22 protein-coding genes are annotated in these 23083 nt (G+C 43.8%); 16 read left to right on the plus strand and 6 right to left on the minus strand.

The features are described from left to right. Positions 1–105: 105 nt before the first annotated feature. The 7 genes from JKJ11_RS25360 (at position 106) to JKJ11_RS25390 (ending at position 6904) form a co-directional block, all read left to right on the plus strand. A complete protein-coding gene (locus tag JKJ11_RS25360; RefSeq protein WP_038226175.1) occupies positions 106–1116 on the plus strand; it encodes a putative 2-aminoethylphosphonate ABC transporter substrate-binding protein in 1011 nt (336 codons plus the stop codon). A gap of 201 nt (positions 1117–1317) precedes the next feature. Beyond that, the gene (locus JKJ11_RS25365) at positions 1318–2424 is read left to right on the plus strand and encodes a putative 2-aminoethylphosphonate ABC transporter ATP-binding protein (RefSeq protein ID WP_252039531.1); all 1107 of its coding nucleotides are present in this window, start codon (positions 1318–1320) and stop codon (positions 2422–2424) included. A 45-nt stretch (positions 2425–2469) separates the two neighbouring features. Beyond that, positions 2470–4173 carry a putative 2-aminoethylphosphonate ABC transporter permease subunit gene (locus JKJ11_RS25370; RefSeq protein ID WP_252039532.1) on the plus strand — a complete coding sequence of 568 codons (1704 nt, stop codon included), beginning with the start codon at positions 2470–2472 and terminating at the stop codon, positions 4171–4173. Between the two features lie 27 nt (positions 4174–4200). Further along, positions 4201–4905, plus strand: coding sequence for a phosphonate utilization transcriptional regulator PhnR (gene phnR / locus JKJ11_RS25375; RefSeq protein WP_006069272.1), 705 nt, complete (start codon positions 4201–4203; stop codon positions 4903–4905). Between the two features lie 65 nt (positions 4906–4970). Continuing rightward, positions 4971–5870: an EamA family transporter gene (locus JKJ11_RS25380; protein WP_252039533.1), complete on the plus strand. Its 900-nt coding sequence runs from the start codon at positions 4971–4973 to the stop codon at positions 5868–5870. 80 nt (positions 5871–5950) lie between these two features. Then, on the plus strand, positions 5951–6469 hold the full coding sequence (locus JKJ11_RS25385) for a GNAT family N-acetyltransferase (protein ID WP_252039534.1): 519 nt from the start codon (positions 5951–5953) through the stop codon (positions 6467–6469). A 126-nt stretch (positions 6470–6595) separates the two neighbouring features. Further along, positions 6596–6904: a hypothetical protein gene (locus JKJ11_RS25390; RefSeq protein WP_031493168.1), complete on the plus strand. Its 309-nt coding sequence runs from the start codon at positions 6596–6598 to the stop codon at positions 6902–6904. A 65-nt stretch (positions 6905–6969) separates the two neighbouring features. Here the strand turns inward: JKJ11_RS25390 and JKJ11_RS25395 are convergent, their stop codons facing one another. Next, positions 6970–7851 (minus strand): DoxX family protein, encoded by an 882-nt coding sequence (locus tag JKJ11_RS25395; protein ID WP_252039535.1) that lies wholly within the window; start codon positions 7849–7851, stop codon positions 6970–6972. Here JKJ11_RS25395 and JKJ11_RS25400 point away from each other — a divergent pair. Continuing rightward, complete coding sequence (locus tag JKJ11_RS25400; RefSeq protein WP_156750258.1) at positions 7830–7994, plus strand: hypothetical protein; 165 nt, start codon at positions 7830–7832, stop codon at positions 7992–7994. The genes JKJ11_RS25395 and JKJ11_RS25400 overlap by 22 nt on opposite strands. Before the next feature lie 21 nt (positions 7995–8015). Here JKJ11_RS25400 and JKJ11_RS25405 read toward each other — a convergent pair whose 3' ends face one another. Next, the gene (locus tag JKJ11_RS25405; RefSeq protein WP_252039536.1) at positions 8016–9191 is read right to left on the minus strand and encodes an MFS transporter; all 1176 of its coding nucleotides are present in this window, start codon (positions 9189–9191) and stop codon (positions 8016–8018) included. Positions 9192–9566: 375 nt separating this feature from the next. On the opposite strand from JKJ11_RS25405, the gene cfa reads away from it, so the two are divergent. Together cfa and JKJ11_RS25415 are read left to right on the plus strand one after the other, a co-directional pair. Then, entirely contained in the window at positions 9567–10715 is a 1149-nt protein-coding gene (gene cfa, locus JKJ11_RS25410) for a cyclopropane fatty acyl phospholipid synthase (protein ID WP_031494225.1), read from the plus strand. A gap of 181 nt (positions 10716–10896) precedes the next feature. Then, positions 10897–11382 (plus strand): MarR family winged helix-turn-helix transcriptional regulator, encoded by a 486-nt coding sequence (locus JKJ11_RS25415; RefSeq protein ID WP_231892903.1) that lies wholly within the window; start codon positions 10897–10899, stop codon positions 11380–11382. A 201-nt stretch (positions 11383–11583) separates the two neighbouring features. Here the strand turns inward: JKJ11_RS25415 and JKJ11_RS25420 are convergent, their stop codons facing one another. Continuing rightward, positions 11584–11784: a hypothetical protein gene (locus JKJ11_RS25420; protein ID WP_006069264.1), complete on the minus strand. Its 201-nt coding sequence runs from the start codon at positions 11782–11784 to the stop codon at positions 11584–11586. A 163-nt stretch (positions 11785–11947) separates the two neighbouring features. Here JKJ11_RS25420 and JKJ11_RS25425 point away from each other — a divergent pair, with 163 nt between their 5' ends. The 3 genes from JKJ11_RS25425 (at position 11948) to JKJ11_RS25435 (ending at position 15581) form a co-directional block, all read left to right on the plus strand. Then, complete coding sequence (locus tag JKJ11_RS25425; protein WP_239913709.1) at positions 11948–12841, plus strand: DMT family transporter; 894 nt, start codon at positions 11948–11950, stop codon at positions 12839–12841. A gap of 123 nt (positions 12842–12964) precedes the next feature. Further along, the gene (locus JKJ11_RS25430) at positions 12965–13744 is read left to right on the plus strand and encodes a glycine betaine ABC transporter substrate-binding protein (RefSeq protein ID WP_252039537.1); all 780 of its coding nucleotides are present in this window, start codon (positions 12965–12967) and stop codon (positions 13742–13744) included. Between the two features lie 397 nt (positions 13745–14141). After that, positions 14142–15581, plus strand: coding sequence for a catalase (locus JKJ11_RS25435; protein WP_252039538.1), 1440 nt, complete (start codon positions 14142–14144; stop codon positions 15579–15581). A gap of 76 nt (positions 15582–15657) precedes the next feature. On the opposite strand, the gene JKJ11_RS25440 is transcribed toward JKJ11_RS25435, so the two are convergent. The 3 genes from JKJ11_RS25440 to JKJ11_RS25450 form a co-directional block, all read right to left on the minus strand. Beyond that, positions 15658–17868, minus strand: coding sequence for an SGBP N-terminal domain-containing protein (locus JKJ11_RS25440; RefSeq protein WP_252039539.1), 2211 nt, complete (start codon positions 17866–17868; stop codon positions 15658–15660). A 99-nt stretch (positions 17869–17967) separates the two neighbouring features. Further along, positions 17968–19395, minus strand: coding sequence for a melibiose:sodium transporter MelB (gene melB, locus JKJ11_RS25445; RefSeq protein ID WP_062455911.1), 1428 nt, complete (start codon positions 19393–19395; stop codon positions 17968–17970). Between the two features lie 70 nt (positions 19396–19465). Continuing rightward, on the minus strand, positions 19466–20818 hold the full coding sequence (locus JKJ11_RS25450) for an alpha-glucosidase/alpha-galactosidase (protein WP_240206341.1): 1353 nt from the start codon (positions 20816–20818) through the stop codon (positions 19466–19468). A 327-nt stretch (positions 20819–21145) separates the two neighbouring features. Here JKJ11_RS25450 and melR point away from each other — a divergent pair, with 327 nt between their 5' ends. The 3 genes from melR (at position 21146) to JKJ11_RS25465 (ending at position 23058) form a co-directional block, all read left to right on the plus strand. Beyond that, positions 21146–22150, plus strand: a complete 1005-nt coding sequence (melR, locus tag JKJ11_RS25455; RefSeq protein ID WP_038226208.1) for a transcriptional regulator MelR — start codon at positions 21146–21148, stop codon at positions 22148–22150. Between the two features lie 188 nt (positions 22151–22338). Continuing rightward, positions 22339–22494, plus strand: coding sequence for a DUF5993 family protein (locus JKJ11_RS25460; RefSeq protein ID WP_006069256.1), 156 nt, complete (start codon positions 22339–22341; stop codon positions 22492–22494). A 15-nt stretch (positions 22495–22509) separates the two neighbouring features. After that, a complete protein-coding gene (locus tag JKJ11_RS25465; protein ID WP_252039540.1) occupies positions 22510–23058 on the plus strand; it encodes a disulfide bond formation protein B in 549 nt (182 codons plus the stop codon). The last annotated feature ends 25 nt before the right edge of the window (positions 23059–23083 follow it).

A 23083-nucleotide genomic window follows, 5' to 3' on the forward strand; every position in this document is an offset into this window, starting at 1 on the left:
CAATCAAAGTTTCTTCAAACTGCCATTATTCGTTCATTTAATCGTCATAATCGGAACTTAACGTTTAACGCACAAACTGGTACAGACCAAATCTAACTGGAGAGAATGATGAAAAACCGTTTGATGAAGGGAACACTAGCGACACTGGTTTCTCTACTAGCGACAAATGCACTAGCAGCAACAGAAGTCACGGTGTATACCGCTTTCGAAACTGACATTCTGGCGAAATATAAGAATGCGTTTGAGAAAGAAAATCCTGATGTAAAAATCAAATGGGTTCGAGATTCAACGGGCATCATGACGGCCAAACTTCTTGCTGAAAAAAACAATCCGCATGCCGAAGTTGTGTGGGGATTAGCAGGCTCTTCTATGGCATTGCTTAAAGAAGAGGGGATTCTTAAGCCTTATACTCCAAAAGGTGCAGATGAGCTGAATGCCAGTTTGAATGACCCACAATCTAATCAAGCTTGGTTTGGCAATGATGCATTTTTCAATGCTGTGTGTTTTAACGAAGCGGTGGCAAAGCAACTCAACCTACCTAAGCCACAGTCATGGGAAGATTTAACCAAACCAGAGTACAAAGGTCATATTGCCATGCCTAATCCTGCTTCATCAGGAACAGGTTATATGCAAGTCTCAGCTTGGCTACAAAACATGGGTGAGGACCAAGCATGGGATTACATGAAAAAACTCGATAACAACATGGCACATTACACGCATTCTGGTTCAAAGCCTTGTGTTCAAGCTGCGATGGGTGAGGTGGCAATCGGTATTTCGATGGCTGTGCGTGGTGCGAAGCTCAAGAATCAAGGCGCGCCTCTCGCGGTTATCACACCTAAAGGCATTGGTTGGGAATCAGAGGCTGTGGGTTTGGTGAAAGAGTCTGAGGCGGCGAAGCGTGTTGTTGACTGGTCAGTGTCAAAAGCGGCGAACGAACTCTACGTTGAATCCTACCCAGTGGTTGCTCATAAAGACGTGAAAGCAGTGGTCTCGAACTACCCTGAAGTTGAAGGTGCGATGGCTGAGATGGATTTTGCGAAAATGGGTGCCGATCGTGCTGAGATTTTAAAAACATGGTCGAAAAAGTTTGATGGAAAGTCTGAGCCTAAATCCTAATTTTAAAGAAATAAAATAACTGGGAATTGGTAGATTATAAGCTATTGAGGGAGATTGTTATTGATCTTCCTCTTGTCATTTCTGCTCTCCAATCACACCAGAAAAGCCAATCATTAAACTGCAATCAACCTGCTACAAAACTGTCATCCCAATGAAATATACCAGATTTAAATTTGGTATATACCATTTGGAGAGTAAACGATGTCAGTATCCAAACCTTATCTAGAAATCAACAATGTGGTGAAGCAATTTGGTCAGTTCACGGCATTAAAGCACATTTCCTTGTCCATTAATAAAGGCGAGTTCGTCTGTTTCCTAGGCCCTTCTGGCTGCGGTAAAACGACGTTGCTCCGCGCTATTGCGGGTTTGGATCTTCCAACCTCAGGAGAAATCCATCAAGCGGATGAGGCGATTACGTTTTTACCACCAGAGAAGCGTGATTTTGGCATTGTGTTCCAGTCATACGCGTTGTTTCCAAATCTGACGGTACAAGAGAACATTGCTATCGGTCTTAAGAACCAAGGGATATCGAACAAAGAGGCGCTTGAAAAAGTAGAGCACTGGCTAGAAATGATCGGCTTGCCAACCTCGGGAGAGAAGTTTCCTAACCAACTATCAGGTGGTCAACAACAGCGTGTGGCTTTGGCTCGTGCATTGGCGTTGTCTCCGGGTCTGCTGCTTCTGGATGAGCCGCTCTCTGCATTGGATGCGAAAGTGCGTACTCACCTGCGAGATGAAATTTGTCAGATGCAACGCAAACTTGGTATCACCACCATTATGGTGACTCATGACCAAGAAGAGGCGCTATCTATGGCTGACCGCATTGTGGTGATGAACCACGGTGTGATTGAGCAAGTTGGAACGCCACAAGAGGTGTATGAGCAACCTGCGACTCGATTTGTCGCTGATTTTGTTGGCAGTATGAATTTTATCGAAGCATCGGTGCCATCTGCTAACACTATGCGCGTGGCTGAGTCGATGCTGCGTTTGCCTGCGTTAGACAATATGACTCTAAAGCATGGCGATATATTTGATTTAGCCGTGCGACCGGAGAGTCTGCACTTTGTCGAGCACGCTTCGAACGCTATTCCTGTCAGAGTGTTATCCAAGGAATTTCAAGGGTCTTACTATCGCGTCGAAGTGGCAATGCAACATGCACCAATGGCCAACGCTCTATATGTGGACGTACCCGTGAAACAGGCGAATGAACTTAATCTGCGCCGTAATGATATTCGCTATGTTGCGTTTTCTGAAAGTGGTTTGCTGGGCTATCCATCGCTAAGTGCAACGTTAGAGTCGGCGGCTTAAGGGACAGACATGCAAGCATCTTCAACCTTGACGACAGGTGGGTCTATGAAACAACGAATTGTACAGTTGGCAACGCAAAAAGCGAGCTCAACAATGAGCAAAGACAATATTGTTTTGTTTGGTCTTCTGACGTTCCTTTTTGTGGCGATGACACTGTTTATCTTGATGCCTCTTTGGGCCATGATGAAAAAGAGTGTCCAAAACAGCGACGGTGAGTTTGTTGGTCTACAAAACTTTGCCACCTATTTTGCTACCGACAGTTTATGGTATTCACTAAGCAATACCTTTACCCTTGGTCTGATTGTGACCGTTGTAGTGGGCGTTTTGGCGTTTGGGTATGCGTTCGCATTAACGCGCTCTTGCATGCCCTTTAAAGGCGTGTTTCAACTGATGGGCACGGCTCCAATATTAGCGCCTTCTCTGCTGCCTGCTATCAGTTTGATTTTTCTGTTTGGTAATCAGGGCGTCGCAAAAGAGTTGCTGCATGGGCATTCAGTCTATGGCTTAGTTGGCATTTCTCTAGGCTTGATATTTTGGACATTCCCTCACGCCTTGATGATTCTCAACACCTCTTTACGCACCTCAGATGCTAGGCTTTACGAAGCGGCTCGAGCTCTTAAAACCTCCTCGTTCAAGACCTTCTTTATGGTGACGTTACCTGCTGCAAAGTACGGTTTGATCAGTACGTTAATCGTCGTTTTTACGCTGGTCGTGTGTGACTTTGGTGTGCCTAAGGTCATTGGTGGCAGTTACAACGTTCTGGCTACGGATATATTTAAGCAAGTTGTGGGGCAGCAAAACTTCTCCATGGGGGCGGTTACCAGTATCTTACTTCTGCTTCCTGCGGTATTGGCCTTTGCGGTTGATCGCTGGGTACAAAAAAAGCAAAAGAGCATGTTGGACAGTCGTTCTGTGCCTTATCAACCGTCCCCTAATAAACTGCGAGATTCGGTGTGCTTCGTTTATTGCCTGGTTATTTCCCTCGCGGTTCTAGCGGTACTTGGTATGGCGGTTTATGGCTCGCTCGTGACGTTTTGGCCTTGGAACAAGGCGCTGACGCTAAATAACTATAACTTTGCTGAGATGAGCACCTATGGGTGGAGTCCGTACTTTAATTCACTGAAACTGGCGGCGTGGACGGCGATTATAGGTCCTGTAGTTATCTTTGTCGGTGCTTACTGTATTGAAAAAGGTCGTGCCTTTGCTCCCGTTCGTCAAGCGATGCAAATGATGAGTGTGATTCCCATGGCGGTACCTGGACTCGTACTCGGCTTGGGATATATCTTCTATTTTAACGATGCCAACAACCCGTTGGGTGTGATGTACGGTACGATGGCGTTTCTGGTGATTAATACCATTGTCCATTATTACACGGTTGGACACATGACAGCTTTGACAGCTCTGAAGCAGTTACCGGCAGAGATTGAAGCCACCGCTGCTTCGGTTAAACTCCCACAATATAAGCTGTTTTTCAAAGTTTCGCTGCCTTGCTGTTTACCAGCGGTATTAGATATAGCGATATATTTATTTATCAATGCTTTAACAACCACATCGGCAGTAGTATTCTTGTATTCAACCAACACCATTCCGGCATCAGTAGCGGTGCTGAATATGGACGATGCCGGGCAGACGGGCAGTGCTGCGGCAATGGCTGTGATGATCATGCTATCGGCAGCGGTGGCAAAACTCACCCATATGTTTGTTGGAAAGTTGTTTGAAGGTCGAACTCAAGCGTGGCGCAAGCGCTAATAACAATGATTGAATTAAGGATGCGGTGTGCAATACGTAAAAATTAAAGACGCTATCGTTGAGCAAATAGACTCAGGAATGCTTACACCAAGACAAAAATTGCCAGCAGAAAGAAAGTTAGCAGAGTCTTTTGACACGACTCGTGTAACGCTGCGTGAAGCGTTGTCACTACTTGAGTCGGAAGGTCGTATTTATCGCGAAGATAGGCGTGGCTGGTTTATCTCACCAGAACCACTGCGTTATGATCCTACTCAAACATTGAACTTTACCAATATGGCGAAAAGTCAAAATCGAACGCCAAAAACCGAGCTGTTGTCAGCCAAAGCGATGTTAGCCACCAAGCAAGCAGCAGAGCTTTTACATTTGCCGCCGTTCTCCGATATTTATCGAGTAGACCGCGTTCGTTATTTAGAAGATCGCCCAGTCGTGTTCGTGACAAACTTTATTCGGACGGAACCATTTGCGAACTTGTTAGAGTTTGATATGGAAAACTCGTCTTTGACGGATATCTATCGCGACGAGTATGGCGTCACCTACAGCAAGGTGAAATACCGAGTCAGCACTACTTCGCTTCTAGGTGACATCGCGCAAGCATTACGTGCGACGTCTGGCACTCCGGCTATGATGGTTGAGCGCATCAATTACAACCAACACGGTGAGTTGATTGATTGCGATATTGAGTACTGGCGACACGATGCCATCAATATAGAATCTATTGCTCAGCTCGATTGATATCCTTCTGCTCACCCCTCTTGACGTCTAGAGAGGGGTGACTTTTATGTTTGTTGGTGCCCACTTTGACTCTCTACGCCGCTCTTCTTGTTATTTTTTCTGCACTGCTCCACGCGGGGTGGAATATTCTTGGAAAATCGAATACTGGCTCTGGGTATTCGTTTACTTTAGGCGCGTCTATTGCTCCACTTATTTTACTATCGCCGTATATAATCTGGTGCATTTCGGTGATTGGTTTTGACAGTCTTGACGGTTACTTTTGGCTTCTGGTCACGCTAAGTGGAATCGGGCAGGCTATCTACCTAATTGGTTTAATCAAGGCTTATGATGCCGGTGACATTGGTGTGATTTATCCTATCGCGCGAGCCTTACCAGTTCTGATGGTTGGGATTGGGACTGTATTCATAGGCCAATCGTTGTCCCCCAATGCGTGGGTAGGTTTTGTGGTCTTAACATTAGGTTGTTTGTTGATCCCAATGCGACACATCAAAGACTTAAGACTTGGCTCTTATTTAAATTTAGGTGTGTTCTGGTCATGTATTGCCGCAATCGGCACAACTATTTACTCCATCATCGACAAGCAGGCACTAACATGGCTACAGCTTGAAACTAGCGGACTAACCAAAGTTCAAGTAGCTATTTTCTACCTAGGTGTGCAGTTTGCTGCGATTGCGTTTGTTTTGGTAGCTTGGTTATTAGCGACTAATAAACGCAGTGAGTTAGCGCTAACTTGGCAGCATCGCTATCGTTCGTCTATCGCTGGGATCATGATGGGACTGACCTATGGCATTGTGCTGTATGCAATGACTATGGTCGATAACGTTAGTTATGTGGTTGCTATGCGTCAGGTGAGTATCGTCTTTGGGCTCCTGATGGGCATCTGGTTTCTCAATGAGAAATGGCTGTATACTCGAGGTATTGGGGTTACGCTAGTACTGGTTGGGCTGGTGGTTGCTTTGACTTAATGAAGTTGATGCTGAGGTTATCGAATCAGATGGCGACTTACCGACGAGACTTCCTACTATTGAATGAGTTTGGAGATACCATGACTTTTGAAACACTGCTTGATACAGCTCGAATTCAACTTGATCACATTACCAGTAATGATGCAGGCTTCTTTGTTGAGTTGATGAACAGTGAAGGATGGCTCAAAAACATAGGTGATCGCAATGTTCGTACGTCAGATCAAGCTCAAGAGTATCTAACCAACGGTTTCATCAAAGCCTATCAAGAATTGGGCTTTGGGTATTACGTTGTGCGCCTCAAATCATGTTCAACACCAATAGGAATCTGTGGTTTCTTAAAGAAACCTGACCTGAGTTACCCAGATTTCGGCTACGCGTTCTTGCCCAGCTATCAAGGTAAAGGGTATGCGCATGAGGCTTGTAGCGAATTACTGACTTTTGCCATTGATGCTTTCCAACTTCCAGTGATTGACGCGGTATCACTGCCACAAAATTCACCTAGTATACGATTACTCGAAAAGCTGGGATTTCAATACATCGGCTTACATCAAACTAATAGCGACAGCCCACTTTCTTTATATCGCCTGAGCATAAAGTGATTATGATCGACAGTATCGAAAGTCCCCGAAAGACTCAATTTGATCCAATACATGTTATCTAGCGATCAGATAGTGTAGACTCGGCGTTCGAGCTAAGCATCTGATAAAAATGGAATTGAGTAGTACATGCAATTGGAACAAATTGAAGAAATTATCGAATTCACGGATACGGATCACCTTAGTCAGGCAATGGAAGTGTTCAATGAACAAGGATTAGTCAGTCAGGAATTATTGCCCTTTCTTAATGTAGTATTCGATAAAGCGCCAGAGAAACTTTGCCATAAGCTATCCCGTATCGGTTTCAAAGGCCAACCAGCTATCATTTCAACATCAAGTGCTTGTGATTCTGCTGTAACTCAGTTTTTCATCTTTAACGCAAGTATTCTCAGTGTGTCGGATGTTCTCAATCAGATCGAAAAGCCTTCAATGAAGTAGCTATATGTGATTGAAAGCGGGCAATGAGGATTGCCCGCTTTTTTAGTTACTCAGTTTGGTATAGGTTAAACCAAATATTCCGGCAAACTAATGGAGTTTTGCCCCAGCTTTTTTCTAAGCAAGTAATCAACAGACAATTTCCCTCCGCCTGCTAACATGAATATCCCAGAGACGAACATCCACATTGCAGGGAATTCCCAGCCACCCGTGGGTAGTACCCATACATACCCCACTGAATAGTGGCCGCCCAAGCCTACAGATACAAATAAATAGACTGCCGAACCAAACCCTGCGAGGCGTGTGAACAGGCCAAAGGACAGCATAATCGCCAAGGATATCTCAATGATTCCTGCAAGAATGACAAAGGCCTGAGGGAAGGGGAGGCCAATGCTGCCAAAGTAATCGGTAAATACGGCAAATGGATTACCTCCGACTAACAAGTGACCAGTGAAATGGGCAATAAACATAAGTCCTACATATATTCTTACTAATGTCATGCCCCACGCGTAGTGGTCTGGTTTTCCTATTGTCGATTGAGTTTGCGACAGTCTGGTTCTCCAAGGAAGGGCGATAAGTTGTAGGGCCAATAAGACGAACAACAGGGTGCTGGTTAGCTCAATGCTTGGGATACCTGGGCCTGTCTCTGCCACCATCAGAGGATCAAGTGACGACAATGTTGAAATATCGATTGATTCAAGGTGAATGGTTGAAAATATTCTTCCTAAAGTGAGCTGTGCAAACAAAGCACCTATCAAACCAAAAAAGTTAACCTGTCCTTTGTTATAGGTTTTAAGTAAGGACGCGATAAAAACGGCAATAAATAGGCCTGTGGAGGTAGAGACCCAACTACCTAGTCCGTTGTCCATAACGGCTTTGACAGAGAGTATTACCGTGAAAGTGGCGGCAATGAGGGTGAGTAGTCGTAATGTCTTATCAAAAGTGTTCATCTTTTTCTCCTCAAAGCAAAGCCAATAAAGGCGATGTTGACTTTGCTGAATATCGAATTTGGCTTTTTCAGAATGGTACCGAGCTTGTCGGACTGCTAATGCGTATGCCGTGGCGCATTAACACGCCACGGCAAGGTTGGTAAGGCAAGGGGGAGAAAGGCCTATTACGCTTCTACAGGTTGTGCTTGTTTCTCGTTGCGGTTCGCTTTAAGAATCAATAACACACCGATGATTGGAACGATAACACCCACGTAAGGAATCATTTCTGCACCAAGCTGACCATCAAGAACCATACCTCCAAGGAAACCACCGAACGCATTAGCAACATTAAACGCTGAGATATTTGCTGTTGCTGCCAGCTCTTGTCCGTCACCACCATTGTTCATTACACGTAATTGCATAGATGGAACGTTAGCGAATGATGCGATGCCGAAAATAAATGATGCGGCGACGAATAGGATTTTGTTGTCGGTAAACATACCGACAAGTACTAGAGAAGCAATCATTGCAATGGCCCAAAATAGAGAAGATTTGTTTAAATCTTTGTCTGATGAGTGACCACCAAGCGTATTACCAATGATTAAGCCAAGACCTACAATGACCAGAATCCATGTCACAGCACTTTCACCGTAACCAGCAACATGCATAGCGATAGGAGCAATGTAACCGTAAAGTGTCATGAAGCCAGTCCAAACTACAGCGGTAATCGCTAGGCTAATAAGAAGCTTTGGATTTTTGAACGCAGCAAGTTGTGCTTTAACATTTTTCGCTTCGCCGTGACCTGTTGAATGGATAGCGGCAAGAATGGCGAATAGAGCTACGACACCGAATGCAGCGACCACAATAAATGTCGTGTGCCAGCCGAATTCAACACCGATCCAAGTACCACCGGGAACGCCTAGTACATTCGCTAGAGTTAGGCCTGCAAACATTTGTCCTACGGCGCGACCAGCCATTTTCTCAGACACGAGGTTTGTCGCTACAACGGCACCAATACCATAGAAAGGCCCTTGTACTAAGCCACTAATAATGCGACTGATGAACAAGATGTCATAACTTGGTGAAAAGGCTGACATGAGGTTACCGACTATAAATAATGCCATTAATCCGATAAGAACCATTTTCTTATTAAAGCGTGCGAGATAAATGGTTAAGATTGGTCCTCCAATCACAATGGCAAGTGCGTATGCACTGATTAAATAACCTGCCTGACCCTCAGTAATCGACAGCGATGTGGCAACTTGCGGCAAAATACCTGCGATAATGAATTCTGCAGTGCCGATAGCGAAGGCGGCGAGTGTTAGTATCCAGACTTGAAATGGCATCTTCTCTTTGTTCATGGTTTTTCTCCTCTAAAACGGTTTGGGATGAGTCACGCTGAGTTGTAAGGTGGCTCGTCTCTCAAGTGATGGTGAGAGTATATTTATTCATTTTAGTTTTTAGAATTACCCAAAAAAATGAAATCATTATTCGTAAATACTGAACAATCTAATCGAATCTCTTTGTTTGGCAGCAGAACGGTTAAGAGTATGGGTAGCGATAGGGCATTCCACTCACGTTGATCCGAGCTGTGTTGAGCGTCTTAGTCACAACACTCCAACTGTCGCCAAAAAAAACACTCTTCTGAAGTGATAAATGTTTAAATAAATTATGTTTACGTAAATATATATTGGGAATAATGTGAAGCTTCAAGGTGATTCTTTTGGAGTTAACACATGAAGGGTAATGAATACGCAATTTTCGAAAGTATGTTGAGTTCCGCGGACATCAAGATTAATGGCTCTAGACCATGGGATATTCAGGTCAATGATGTTGCCATGTTTGATCGAATATTAGCCGATGGTTCGCTTGGTTTGGGCGAATCCTATATGGAAAAGATGTGGGAATGTAAGGACATCGCAGAATTGGTAAACAGGATCTTAGCGTTTGAGCTCGACAAGCACTTAGATTTAAGGACCAAAATGATACTTGGTGCCAAAATTGGTAAAGACAAAATCAAAAAGTTTTTTAACCCTCAAGGCACGACAATTTCCAAGCACAACGTCTCATTTCATTACGATATCGGTAACGACTTATACCGCGCTATGCTCGATAAACGTATGACGTATACCTGTGGATATTGGAAAAATGCAGATAACCTAGATGACGCTCAAGAGGCCAAGTTGGATCTAATTTGTCGAAAACTAGGCTTAAAACCAGGTATGCGGGTTTTGGACATCGGCTGTGGTTGGGGGAGTTTGATGATCTATGCCGCCGAAAAATACGGTGTAGTTTGTGATGGTTTAACGTTATCTGAAGAACAAGCAAAGCTAGGTACTCAGATGGTGGAGGAAAAACAACTTCCCGTTAATTTCATTCTTCGAGATTACCGACTCTATGAACCGGAAACGAAATACGATCGCGTTGTTTCTGTGGGTATGTTAGAGCACGTTGGTTCATCGAATTATCGAGACTTTTTCACATGTGCAGATAACTTTTTGAATCAAGATGGGGTCTTTTTACTTCACTCTATTGGTACGTTTGAATCGACAGAAACCAATGATCCGTGGATCCACAAATACATTTTCCCAAATGGTGAAATTCCTTCTTTAGCTCAGTTAGCGACGGCGATGGAGCCAGAGTTCAATATGGAAGATCTGCATAATATTGGAGAGGATTATGATCATACGCTTTGTGCATGGTATCGTAATTTTGACAAGGCTTGGCAGCAAGGTGACCTCAACTACAATGAGAGGTTTTACCGTATGTGGAAGTACTATCTATTGAGTTGTGCTGGTGCATTTCGTTGTCGAGAACTGAGCGTGTGGCAGATGGTACTGACAAAAGTTGGAACGCCAAAACCAGCTAGCGCTCGTTCTGAATAACCTTTCTATTGAGTAAACCGACACCAAGGTGTCGGTTTTGTGATTAATGATGTTTGGCGGACTCTAGGTATTTTATCGTCAATGGAATGCTGGTGGACTAGCGGATGTTAAAGCGAAAAACGGCGAAATATGCTAGGGTAATGCTCTATAACCATCGTCAATATTAACCGAGGTTAATCGTTTGATTAATAGAGAAAAAGAAGAATCTATCGTAAGTCAGTGGATGAGTGCGGACGCTGGTCTATCTGAATCGTCCGTTAGGTTAGTGACACAATTTGTTTTAGCTTCGAATCAGTTTACTCATGTTCGTTGTGAGTTTTGCAAGCAATATGGATTAAATACGTCTGAATTCGATGTCATCGCAACACTTTATCGAGCGGGTGACGTTTATGAAGTGACAGCGAAAGAACTGAAAGAGCAGACCTTGCTTCCTTCGTCGGGCGCGTTATCAAATCGAATTGATCGCCTGGAAGCGAAAGGTTTGGTTCAGAGAAGACATGATACGATTGATAAGCGCAGCGTAAAAATATCTCTCACTGAAGACGGAGTGGAGTTAGTCCGTCAAATGTATCCAAAGTTCTTCGAGCAAATGTCCAGTCAGTTTTCATCCCTAGAGCCAAGTGAGATAGAAACACTAATGGTATTGATGAGTAAGATGGGAGCCTGAATATAGGTATCGCCTTAGACTGGATACCACGCAACGGGTATCTGCGATGGCTCTTATAAGTATATGCACTTTCATGACTTAAAAAACTGTCTTGCCTGATTTAAGGCCACCATTTCATGTGTCAAGCTTCTGATATGAAATGGGGCCTTAGTCTTATCTAAAAATAATCTCAGCGGAGATTCATAATCTTGTCTATTCATACTATTTGAGTTGATTACCCATATGGGACTGACGGTATTGGTGTCTTGCAATGCTGAGTTTTACGCCGTAATACATAATTTTGCTGATCGAACTGATTACATGGAAAACCAGCACAAGTAGTGAGACTACTTCAATTGCCAAAAAAATAGTCTTAGTGACCCCGACGCTCGCGCCTTTTTTGAATATGGATAGTGCTTTCATAGTAACTCCTAACTCTTACTGACCTTATGTGGCTCATTCGAACCTGATTAATAACACGGCACACGTTAACCCCGCATACCCCATTTGATGACTTGAAGGCACTTTACTATCTATTTTTGTTTATGTAAAGTATGTTTAATTAAACATAAATGAGAGTCGTAGTATGAAAATCTTTCTAGCCATGTTGGCTCCGCTGTTGTGGGGGACCACTTATGCCGTAGTGGCTTCTGAATTTGTCGGTTGGTCACCATTTGCACTGGCGGTGTGGCGAGCATTACCAGCGGGCATAATACTGCTGTTACTTAAACCAACCTTACCAAAGGCGTCAGAACTGCCTGCATTGCTACTGATAGGGTTTCTCAATATCGCTTTGTTCTTTGGTTTGCTCTTTGCTGCAGCGATGCAGCTTCCTAGCACTTTGGTGGGCGTTGGAATGGTCGCATTGCCTGTGATTGGTTTGGCTATAATGGGTATCTTCCATCAAGTAAAACCGTCTCTGATTCAATTGCTATCAGCCTTAATTCTTATTGCCTGTGCAACGTATTTGTTCTTTTCGAGTACCGTTCCTGTCAATGTGAGTTCGGTGGTGCTACTTATTGGTGCGATGACGGCACTGATAGGCGGTAGCGTAGTAGCAAAGCACGTCATGAAAAAGATCCATTGGTGGAAGCTACTCACATGGAAACTGATTTTTGGAGGCTTGCTGTTGATCCCCATGGCATATTGGGAAATGGTATGGAGCGGTAGGTCATTTGTCGCAGCTATCCCGGTTGGTAGTGAGCAGTGGGCCGCGATGTTCTGGTTGACGATAGGACTCACTTCTTTGGCGTATGGTGCTTACATTTATACAATTCCGATGATATCTACTAATGAATTGAGTTTTTTTGGAACCTTCAATCCTATATTGGCGATGGTTCTCGGAGCGACAATAATGGGAGATTCATTTAGTCAAGTTCAAATATCAGTGATGGCTTTAATGGTTCTAAGCAACCTAATGGCACAGTTTTTCGAATATAAGAAAAAGCTACCAACCGAACAAACCATAATTGATTACTAATCTTCCATCTCTTCAAATTTCATTTTAATAGGGATTTAATCGGCGTGTATTGAATGTTATTGAAAGAAAATATTCGCTAACAAGTCAGAACTTTTAATATAAATAAATTTATACGGTGAAATAATGAATAAAAAAATAAACTTAGGCGTAACAGATTTATCATTCCATAGAATTACCGCCTCTCTTATATCTCATGTGCTTACTGACATGGGATTTGAGGTAAATCGAATCTACTCTCCGCACCAAGAAAATTTCGCAAAGCTTAAGTCTGGTGAGGTTGATATTCTAACCTCTGCTTGGCTGCCTTCTAGCCATGGAATCTACAAACAGGATGTTGAACAAAAACGTCCCGTGATTGAGTTGGGTTTGCACTATGAACCTTATGCGCATTGGGGAGTGCCAAGTTATGTTCCTGAAGAAGCAGTTCGGGAAGTGAAGGATTTGCTCAAGCAAGATGTACTGGGCAAAATGCAAAAGGATATTCAGGGCATCAATCCTGGAGCCGGCATTACCAGATTTTCAATTAAAATGATGGAAGAGTATGGATTGAGTGAAGCTGGGTACGAATTTCACACTGGGACTGAGGAAGACTGCTTTACTACCTTTGAGCAACGAGTCGCCAACAATGAGTGGTTCGTTGTGCCACTATGGAAACCGCAGTTCCTGCATTTCAAGTACGACATTCGAGAGATAGAAGACCCTAAAGGTTTGCTCGGTATTGTTGACCGTGCTGTACTACTCGTACCTGAAGACGTAGCAGATAGGTTTACGGCAGCGCAAATCAATCAGCTAGATGATTTGAAGTTTTCTAACGAGATTATCGCAGAGCTAGACTACAAAGTGAGTAGGGAAGGTTTGGATATTGATATTGTGACTAAGCATTGGCTGGAAAATAATCGATAAATAGCTTTGTCGTAATTGCTGACAAAAATCACTCTTTATGAGTGATTTTTTCAACTTAGTAAGCAAGATTTCAATAAGAGAGCTTGCAAGAAAATTTTAAAAAATTATTCCATGTGATGGAAATTATTATATGGACTCATCTATTTAGTTTGCTTCTTTGTATTATTCGCCTGTGCAAAAAAGAGAATTCGCTTTTTTAGATATTATGTTATTCATTATAGAGCGTATCCTACTTAGTGTTTACAACTACAAAATGCAAATAAAACCTCTTGCTACCTGTCGATAACGCCTTTTGGTCCACTTTGGGCGTCTTAAATAAAAGGTAATTACTGTTCTTGTATTTAATTTGAGCGGTAGTAAGAGGTTACCTACTCGCGAAGTAATGGAAGGATAAGCAATGACTAAAAAACTAACCACTGCAACGGGTTGCCCTGTTGCTCATAATAATCACGCGCTAACAGCTGGTGAGCGCGGTCCAATGCTTCTTCAAGACACTTGGTATTTGGAAAAACTCTCCCATTTCAATAGAGAAGTAATCCCAGAAAGGCGTATGCATGCTAAGGGTTCTGGCGCATATGGTACTTTCAAAGTGACTCAGGACATCACTAAGTTCACAAGAGCCGCGATGTTTTCTGAAGTAGGTAAAACAACCGAGATGTTTGCTCGGTTTACTACCGTTGCAGGAGAACGTGGTGCTGCCGATGCTGAACGTGATATTCGCGGGTTCGCACTCAAGTTTTATACCGAACAAGGAAACTGGGACTTAGTGGGTAACAATACACCGGTATTTTTCCTCGCCGATCCTCTGAAGTTTCCAGATTTAAACCGAGTGGTGAAACGCGATCCGAAAACGAATATGCATAACGCCGAGAGCAACTGGGATTTTTGGACCTCTCTACCGGAAGCTCTACATCAAGTCACTTACGTTATGGGAGATCGTGGGATACCTGCGAGCTATCGCCATATGCACGGTTTTGGCTCACATACATTTAGCATGATTAACTCTGATAATGAGCGCTTTTGGGTTAAGTTTCACTTCAAAACCCAGCAAGGTATTAAGAACCTGACTGACGAACAAGCTGCAGTTATCGTTGGAGCAGACAGAGAGAGCCACCAAAGAGATCTATTCGATGCGATTGAGCGTGGTGACTTCCCGAAATGGACCTTGTTCATTCAAGTAATGTCTGAGGAAGAAGCTGAATCGGTGGACTTTAACCCGTTTGATTTAACCAAAGTATGGACTCACGCCGATTACCCACTAATAGAAGTTGGTGAATTCGAGCTAAACCGTAACCCTGAGAATTTCTTTGCTGAAGTTGAACAGTCGGCTTTCAACCCGGCCGCTGTTGTACCTGGCATTGGTTACTCTCCAGACAAAATGCTTCAAGGTCGACTCTTTGCTTATCGTGACGCACAAAACTACCGTCTTGGAGTGAATCATCATCAAATCCCAGTCAATGCACCGCGTTGTCCTGTGCACTCCTCTCATCGTGATGGGTTGATGCGAGTGGATGCTAACTCGGGCGCAACAATAGGTTATGAACCGAATCAATACGGAGAATGGGCGGAGCAACCAGACTATTCAGAGCCACCGTTGAAAATCTCTGGGGACGCAGACCATTACAATCATCGAAACAATGTTGACCAATTCCAGCAAGCTGGCGATTTGTTCCGCTTAATGTCTGAGGATGAGCAACAACGTCTGTTCGCAAATACGGCACGTGCTATGTCGGGAGTGAGTGAAGCAGTTAAGTTGCGTCACGTATACAACGCCTCTCAAGCGGATACGGCTTATGGAGAAGGGTTGGCGCGCATATTGGGGTTGAGTAACAACTAGCAATGACATCAAGGCTCCACGGCATGAATCCGAGGAGCCTTGTTCTTTGAGCCTTGTTCAATGAACGAGCAGAGCGCTACTTGTGAACGGTGCTTGTGTCTCCCGCTGCTACAGAGACCAGTACATAGCTGACTTGCTGACCATTAACTTGTTTGTGCTGACTGCGAACGGTTTGTCCATCGACAACTAAACTTGGATAATTACCATAGAACCACACCTCCCAATCTAGGTTATGATTTGAGTCGTTAGTCAGTGTGGACTTACTTAAACCATCGTGTCGGACAGTAAGCTCATGTTCTCCCATTGGAAGTTGTGTTACTTCCAGCCAACCAATGTCTGGAGTGAGATGGGAAGCGGTAACCACTTTGTGGTTCGCTGCATCAGGTTTAATGCCCATCAAGCCTTCGATTGTGTTGGAGATAAAGGTAAACGAGATTTCAGGGTAATCACCGTTGGTACCTTGAGTTGGACGTTCATGTGGCTCATCTTTGATATCCATGATGTATTGCATCCACTTCCATGCCTCCTCATTACGATTGTACGGGAAGTAGGTTTCTGGAATGTAAGTGTAGGCCTCAATATTATTTGGAGCTTCTGGAGTCGAACCGATGCCATCTCCTAAGTTTTTGGCGATAAAGTCAAGATAACGATTATTACGCTCCCCGGGTTCGGTAATTCGCTTCATTGGCATAAACCAACTGTTTTCCTTACCAAAATCATTCATTCTAAAGCCATCTCTTTGAACTATATTGACGTAGTTGTCGAGTGGTTTATCAGGGTCGGCGATACTCCATTCATCGTTAAAGTACGTTTTGAGTTGCTGGGCTTTCTCACGCCAAACCGCAGCTTCACTGTGCTCTTCACGAGCTTCTAACATAGCGGAGTAAGCCACTGTTGCTTGGTATTGTGAGCCAATACCATCTCCGGCTTCAATTGGAAACTCGCCGCGCTCGTTGTAGGTTGCTGACCCCTCAAAAATCCCACCGTAACCTTCTGCGATTCCGTTTGGATCTTGGTCGTCGTGTAATTCGATATAGTCTGTGAGCACTTTAGTGTAAAAGCGCCATAGGTCCTCATCTTCGATGTAGCGCTTATCACCAGTCCACTGATATTGCTGCCATGCTTTTTCGACGAACTCAAACTGAGCCGGAACCTCGCGGACAAACCAACTATCATCTTTGTAATCAATAGTATGAGGTGTGCCATCAAAGTTCACAGCCCACAAGGTGTACCACTTTCTGGATTCTGTTGAGTGTTTGGCAAAGGTCTTAAACATGGAAAAGTTTTCTATATCCAATCCAGCGATCTTTGCTCCGCTCGCCTGATGCAAAAAATCGCGAGAATAGAAGGCTGTTCTATCAAAATACCCCGCCCAATAGGATGGGATGTAATCCGCGGTGCCATCTCCATCGTTGTTGAATTCGTCACGGTTGACCAGATCATGCTGGCCAGTCATAACGAAGCGACGGGTTTTATCGATAGCCCAATCGAACGACTCTTGGAGCTTTTGGTTGGAAGAGGTGACAACAACTTGTTTCTCTTTTTCGATCGCTTTGATTGTCCAGCGTTGCTTATTACCTTTTAGATCGGTTACGACAGCACGAACAGGCTGAGTAAAGTCAACCGTGTCTCCGTTTTCTAATGAGACATTGCTGGTGGATGAAACGAGAATATTATCAATGGTGATACGGGTTAAGTCGGTACCATAAGGGACGTAAAACTCAATCTGTTTAGACTTCTTGTTAAGGTTTGTTGCGCCCACTTGCTCTAGAGCGGAGAACTGGATGATCTGATTGAAGTTCAGCTTTTTGTTCTTGTCACTCTTAGTCAAAGAAACACTGTCGACACTAACACCACCACGTTTAGAACCCGAGAACCAGACCTTTAATTGTTCACCTTGCTCCAAAGGAATGTGCTTGAGCTTGTTACGTTTGTATTTTTTGCTCTGTTTAGCTTTATCTCGTACCAAGATTTCATCGTACAGGTTGGTAATAGCAAGAGTGGCGTCTTGTCCTGGACTGATGATAAACGCAGATAAATCATAATAGCCACTTTCAGGAATCGTGATTTCTTGGCTTATGTGGTGGTTTCGACCTTGGGCAATACGGCCTCGGTATTCACCTTCATGAGTTTGGTCGTTTTTGATATTGGCAAACCAATAGCTCCAGCCTAGTCCTTTGTTTTCAAATGTTGGGTTCACAATAAGGTTGTCGTTCTGTTGTGCAATTGCCGCACCAGATATTGTGAGGGCAAAAGTGATTGCGGATGCAAGGACTTTAAGTTTCATACTGTTCTCTTTATTGGAAATGGAAAATCTAGCCGATGTTTGACGATTGTTAGTGAACCCATGCAGACCGGACTTCTGCATGGGTTTTATTGTATTGGGTTAAAGAGCTTGTGCTGGCTCAGCAGGTTTAGTCGATTGACCTTTTTCGGAACCATCATTGGTAATGTGATCGTATTTCTCTGTGAGATGGTCTTGAATTTGTTGGTGATAGGCTCCGTTCAACTTGTAGAAGCGGAAATAGACCACCAATGCAATCGCAAAGAAGAACGCAGGTAAACCAACCATGATGCATTGCATGCCAAAGACAGTGTCAGCACTTTGTTCTACGTTTGGCACGTAATCGACAGCAGTGAGCGCGATACCGATGAAGAATGCGGCGAATGCTGAACCTGCTTTTACCACTAATGTCTGTACCGAGTAGGCGATACTCTCACAGCGAGAGCCAAGCTTGTACTCACCGTAATCAACAGTGTCTGCCACCATGATGACATTCAGTACCCAGAACAAGGCAGTACCGATTTGGAGTAGGACACCAGCCGTTGAAATCAATAGAATGCTCTGTTTGTCGTACATGCCTACATAAATAAGTACCGCGCTACCTAAAATCGGGAAGCTAGAAGCACAAGCCCAAAGAACACGACGTGAGAACATTTGTGCTAATTTCGGGAACAGTACTAAGGTAATGAGGTTCGCAATCCCCGCATAAGCCATGTAATAAGGGAATAGAGCTTCGTTGCCAACCACGTAGGTAAAGTAATAAACCGCGAACGCTGTAATGATGTTTGTTGCTAGATTGTAGGATAGTGCCATACATAGCACGCTAGTTAACTGATCATTTTTGTAGATGAGTTTAAGAAGCTGTTTTAACGATACTTTTTCTTCCTGTTGTGTTTCATCCAAATTAGCGGTCGAGTAGCGCTCTTTGACGTTACGAAGAGTGATGTAAGTTGAGACAAGGAAACAAGCGATTAAGAGTAACGTGAAGATTTGGAAGCCAAAACCTTTGTCATCACCACCCACATAGTTCACAAACGGCATAGCAATGGCAGCGGTGACTATCCATGCAAGACTTGCAAAGAATCGAGGGTAAGGAACAAGCTCTTCGCGCTCACGTTTGTCTAAGGTTAGAGTTGGTACTAGAGACCAGAACGGGATGTCCATTAAGGTGTAAGTCATACCCCATAAAATGTAGGTGACAGCGGCATAAGCAATCAGCCAAGGGCCGTCAATATAGTGTGCACTGAACAGCATCAGAAGGACTACAGAGTTGGCAAGCGTGCCAATCAAAATCCAAGGCTTGAATTTACCCCAGCGACTACGGGTATTGTTAACGATCCAGCCCATTATCGGGTCGTTGACCGCATCCCAAATACGTGCAACGAGGAAGATGGTACCCACCGCTGCAGCGGAAATGCCTACCACATCGGTGTAGTAGAACATTAAATACATATAGACGATGGTAATTGCGAAGTCCTTGCCAAATGCGCCGAAGCCATAGCTCAGCTTGGTATTCATTGAGATACTCATTTGTTACTCCTTACGCCTTCCCATAGAGAAGGCGTTAAATATTCACGTTATTGTTTTTATTGGTATTGATTTACTGATTTACCCACTCAGGCAGCCAGCCTTCATGAGCGTCGATGAGGTCATCAACCAGTGCATATATTTCCTCTAACCCAAGTACGGCAGCGGTATGAGGGTCAAGCATGGCAGCGTGGTAGATGCGCTCGCGGTTTTCGGTGAGAATCGCTTCAGTTAACAGTGTTTGAACATTAATGTTGGTTTGCATCAACGCGGCTAAATGATTGGGTAATCGACCCGCCTTGATTGGTTGAACACCGTTGGCGTCAACTAAGCAGGCGACTTCTACACAGCAACCCTGAGGTAAGTTGTCGATCAATGCTTCGTTCTTGACGTTGCCGTAGATGACGCTTGGAGTTCCTGTCCAAATTGAGTTCATGATAGTACTGGCGTATTCATGTGATTCTTGAACCGTAATTTGGTCGGCGTTTTTGAATTCTTGAAGGTCTTTTTTCCAGTCTGCAATTTGTTCTACACAGCGTTTCGGATATTCATCTAGTGGCACTTTATAACGTTCTATCAAATCAGGGCGATTTGGTTTGATAAAATATGGCGTGTATTCAGAAAAATGTTCTGAAGATTCAGTGACAAAGTAGCCAAGCTTTTTGAACATTTCATAGCGTACGAGGTTGGTACAGCGTCCATTGTGGTGAAGACCCGGCTTAGGCGCTTTACCACTTTCAAAAGCTTCGAGTAGATCAGGGTAGATATCAACATACTCGCCTTGCTCATTTTTCTTCTCTAGTGTGAGGTAATAAGCCATGTGGTTGATACCTGCACAGGTGTAGCGAAGGTCAGCATAATCAAGGTCCAAATCACGAGCTATCTCTTCAGCCGTGCCTTGCACCGAATGGCAAAGACCCACTTGCTTAATATGCGGATACTTTTCATACATTGCCCAAGTATTCATCGCCATTGGATTGACGTAGTTAAGCATGGTGGCGTTTGGACAAACTTCTGTCATGTCTTCACACACACTCCATAGATGAGGAATGGTGCGCAGCGAGCGCATGATTCCACCAGGGCCTAAAGTATCAGCGATGGTTTGCTCTAAACCATGACGCTTACACACTTCAAAGTCTGTCACCGTACATGGCTCATAACCGCCAATTTGGAATGCGATAACCACAAAGTCAGCATCTTTGAGTGCTTCTTTTTGGTCTAGATGACAAGTGATGGTACCGGTCGCACCAGAGGACTCCATAAGTTTGCTCACGACAAGGTGAGATTCTTCTAAACGCAGTTCATCAATATCCATCAGCGCAATCTGCGCTTGTTTTAATGCGGGCTTGTGGAAAACGTCACCAAGGATGTTCTTAACAAAAATGGTGGAGCCAGCACCGATGAATGTGATTTTGGGGCTTTTCATAGTCGAATCCTTTATCTCTCAAAGTTCTGTTTCGATGAAGCTAAGGTACACCTGTGGCAAGAGTAGATTCGTCTCAGATATAACAATGAGTATCCTGTTTTCTCATATTTCTAATGAGCCAAATAAAAATCTTAGGAAATGGGACAATATTGTCATTTTTGCGGATAAAGATTGTGAAAATACTAGCGAATTTCATGTAACGCACTGACTTTAATCACATAACTTGAATCTTACTTATTGGGGTAGTTTGGCTATATGATCCTGTTCAGAGTTTTAAATTGCACGATTTGCTAAAACAGGTTTGTACGATTTCCTAAGGAGTGATAGATGAAACAATATGACCCAGATGCGCTGAAAGTTGTCACCCAAGACAAATACTCATCAGAAACGGTATCGGTCAGTCCGCTGTCGCTCTATTCGTCGTATGAGAAAATTGATATTGAATTGAGACCGCCACATTCGATGCCGGGATACCATTGGCATGGCCAAATTGAAGTTAATATTCCGTTCGGTGATGATGTGGAGTACATCATTAACGGCAGCCCCATTGTTGTAAAAAGCGGTGCGATCGGATTGTTCTGGGCATCGGTGCCACATCGCTTGACTGACCCGGGTCACAGCCACAATATGGGAATCATAAATATACCTATCCATCACTTTATGTCTTGGACATTGAGCCGAGATCTCGTCAATCAAATCACTCACGGTAGCGTAATTCAATCCAACTCATGTTCGCTGATTAGTGAGTTTGAAATTGCCCGTTGGGCAGAAGAAATGAACCATCCATCGGAAAGCCGCCAGCAGCTTGCTGTGGATGAAATAGGCTTGATGTTAAAGCGGATTTGCCTTGATGGTTGGCAGCAATTACTTATTAATAAGCAGGACAAGTCAACACCTAAAGGGGTATCTAAACACTCTCAGTTTTACGTCAGTCAGATGTTGGAATACATAGCAACGCACCACAATCAACCTCTGACGATCAAAGATATCGCTGAACACATTGGTTTGCATACCAACTACGCAATGAACGTGTTCCAACGCACCATGCAGATGACCATTAAGCAGTACATCACCGCCATGCGCATTAACCATGCCCGAGCCTTGCTTAGTGATACAGACCGAACCATATTAGATATCTCACTTACCGTCGGCTTTAACTCAAGTAGCCGCTTTTACGAGACATTTCAAACCTATATCGGAGTCACGCCCACACAATATCGCAAGCTATCGAGAGAAGACCACCGTTGGAGCAGTCACGGTACTAGTCCGTTATATGATCTTGAGAAAGGAGCCTGCGATGGGAAAAGACCGCTGACGGTATTGGGGAGCTAGTATGATAGCTTTTTCCATGTTTTAACAAGGGCGCGAAATAGCCTAATAAAGAGCATTCAATTGATTTGTACAATCTAAGTCTGCAGATTTCCCACACCTCATTTTTTGCAACCTATGCAACTCTTTCTATACTTAAACTCATGTTATCGGAAGGATAATACTCTATAAAACAATAAGGTAAGTCGCTTATGATGAGTTTAATTTTCTTATTGCTTTTGATCGCCATGGTTAGCGCGTTCATTGGTAAGAAAGAGGTGGGTTACGCATTTTTCGGAGTCTCAGTTGTGCTAGGTCTATATTGGTTTCATCACCATGCAACCGATACGTTATCGATCTTGTTATAGCGGAGGTGACTACTTATGAATCAGAAGCACATCACTTTGCTGAATACTCTAGGATTACTTGGAATTACCTTTGTTTTGCTCATGGGATCAGTTTTACAGGTGGCGTGGAATGAACTGCCATGCCCACTTTGCTTATTGCAACGGATTGGTTTTGTAATGGTCATGTTTGGATTCCTGCTCAATATTGTGTATGGCACGGAGCAGCGTCACTATGGTGTCATTTTAGTGGGGGCTCTATTTGGTGCGGCGACAGCACTTAGGCAGGTTTCACTGCATGTCATTCCGGGAACCCCGGGTTTTGGTAGCCCGGTTTTGGGAATGCACTATTACACGTGGGCTTTTGTGATTTTTGCTATGACTATCGCGGGAGTTGCATTGTTATTGGTACTTTGGAATAAAGACTGGAGTGATGACCACTACCAAATGAGTATGTTTGGTCGAGTCGTCTGTATTTTGGCTATCGTGGCGGTAGCTATTAATGTGCTGTCGACCTTTATTGAATGTGGTCCGTATCAATGTCCGGATAATCCGGTTAGCTATTGGTTGCTCGATAGCTTCAGGTAACTTCCAAACAAAAACGCTTGGCTAA

The organism is Vibrio sp. SCSIO 43133 (assembly GCF_023716845.1).
Lineage (GTDB): Bacteria > Pseudomonadota > Gammaproteobacteria > Enterobacterales > Vibrionaceae > Vibrio > Vibrio mediterranei.

Coding starts and splice junctions, on each gene's coding strand:
- JKJ11_RS25450 (WP_240206341.1), bottom strand. CDS start 20,818: ATGAAAAGCCCCAAAATCACATTCATCGGTGCTGGCTCCACCATTTTT.
- JKJ11_RS25465 (WP_252039540.1), top strand. CDS start 22,510: ATGAATCAGAAGCACATCACTTTGCTGAATACTCTAGGATTACTTGGA.
- JKJ11_RS25435 (WP_252039538.1), top strand. CDS start 14,142: ATGACTAAAAAACTAACCACTGCAACGGGTTGCCCTGTTGCTCATAAT.
- JKJ11_RS25430 (WP_252039537.1), top strand. CDS start 12,965: ATGAATAAAAAAATAAACTTAGGCGTAACAGATTTATCATTCCATAGA.
- JKJ11_RS25370 (WP_252039532.1), top strand. CDS start 2,470: ATGAAACAACGAATTGTACAGTTGGCAACGCAAAAAGCGAGCTCAACA.
- JKJ11_RS25365 (WP_252039531.1), top strand. CDS start 1,318: ATGTCAGTATCCAAACCTTATCTAGAAATCAACAATGTGGTGAAGCAA.
- JKJ11_RS25460 (WP_006069256.1), top strand. CDS start 22,339: ATGATGAGTTTAATTTTCTTATTGCTTTTGATCGCCATGGTTAGCGCG.
- JKJ11_RS25400 (WP_156750258.1), top strand. CDS start 7,830: ATGTCTTATCAAAAGTGTTCATCTTTTTCTCCTCAAAGCAAAGCCAAT.
- cfa (WP_031494225.1), top strand. CDS start 9,567: ATGAAGGGTAATGAATACGCAATTTTCGAAAGTATGTTGAGTTCCGCG.
- JKJ11_RS25395 (WP_252039535.1), bottom strand. CDS start 7,851: ATGAACACTTTTGATAAGACATTACGACTACTCACCCTCATTGCCGCC.
- melB (WP_062455911.1), bottom strand. CDS start 19,395: ATGAGTATCTCAATGAATACCAAGCTGAGCTATGGCTTCGGCGCATTT.
- JKJ11_RS25360 (WP_038226175.1), top strand. CDS start 106: ATGATGAAAAACCGTTTGATGAAGGGAACACTAGCGACACTGGTTTCT.
- JKJ11_RS25405 (WP_252039536.1), bottom strand. CDS start 9,191: ATGAACAAAGAGAAGATGCCATTTCAAGTCTGGATACTAACACTCGCC.
- JKJ11_RS25420 (WP_006069264.1), bottom strand. CDS start 11,784: ATGAAAGCACTATCCATATTCAAAAAAGGCGCGAGCGTCGGGGTCACT.
- melR (WP_038226208.1), top strand. CDS start 21,146: ATGAAACAATATGACCCAGATGCGCTGAAAGTTGTCACCCAAGACAAA.
- JKJ11_RS25385 (WP_252039534.1), top strand. CDS start 5,951: ATGACTTTTGAAACACTGCTTGATACAGCTCGAATTCAACTTGATCAC.
- JKJ11_RS25390 (WP_031493168.1), top strand. CDS start 6,596: ATGCAATTGGAACAAATTGAAGAAATTATCGAATTCACGGATACGGAT.
- JKJ11_RS25425 (WP_239913709.1), top strand. CDS start 11,948: ATGAAAATCTTTCTAGCCATGTTGGCTCCGCTGTTGTGGGGGACCACT.
- JKJ11_RS25440 (WP_252039539.1), bottom strand. CDS start 17,868: ATGAAACTTAAAGTCCTTGCATCCGCAATCACTTTTGCCCTCACAATA.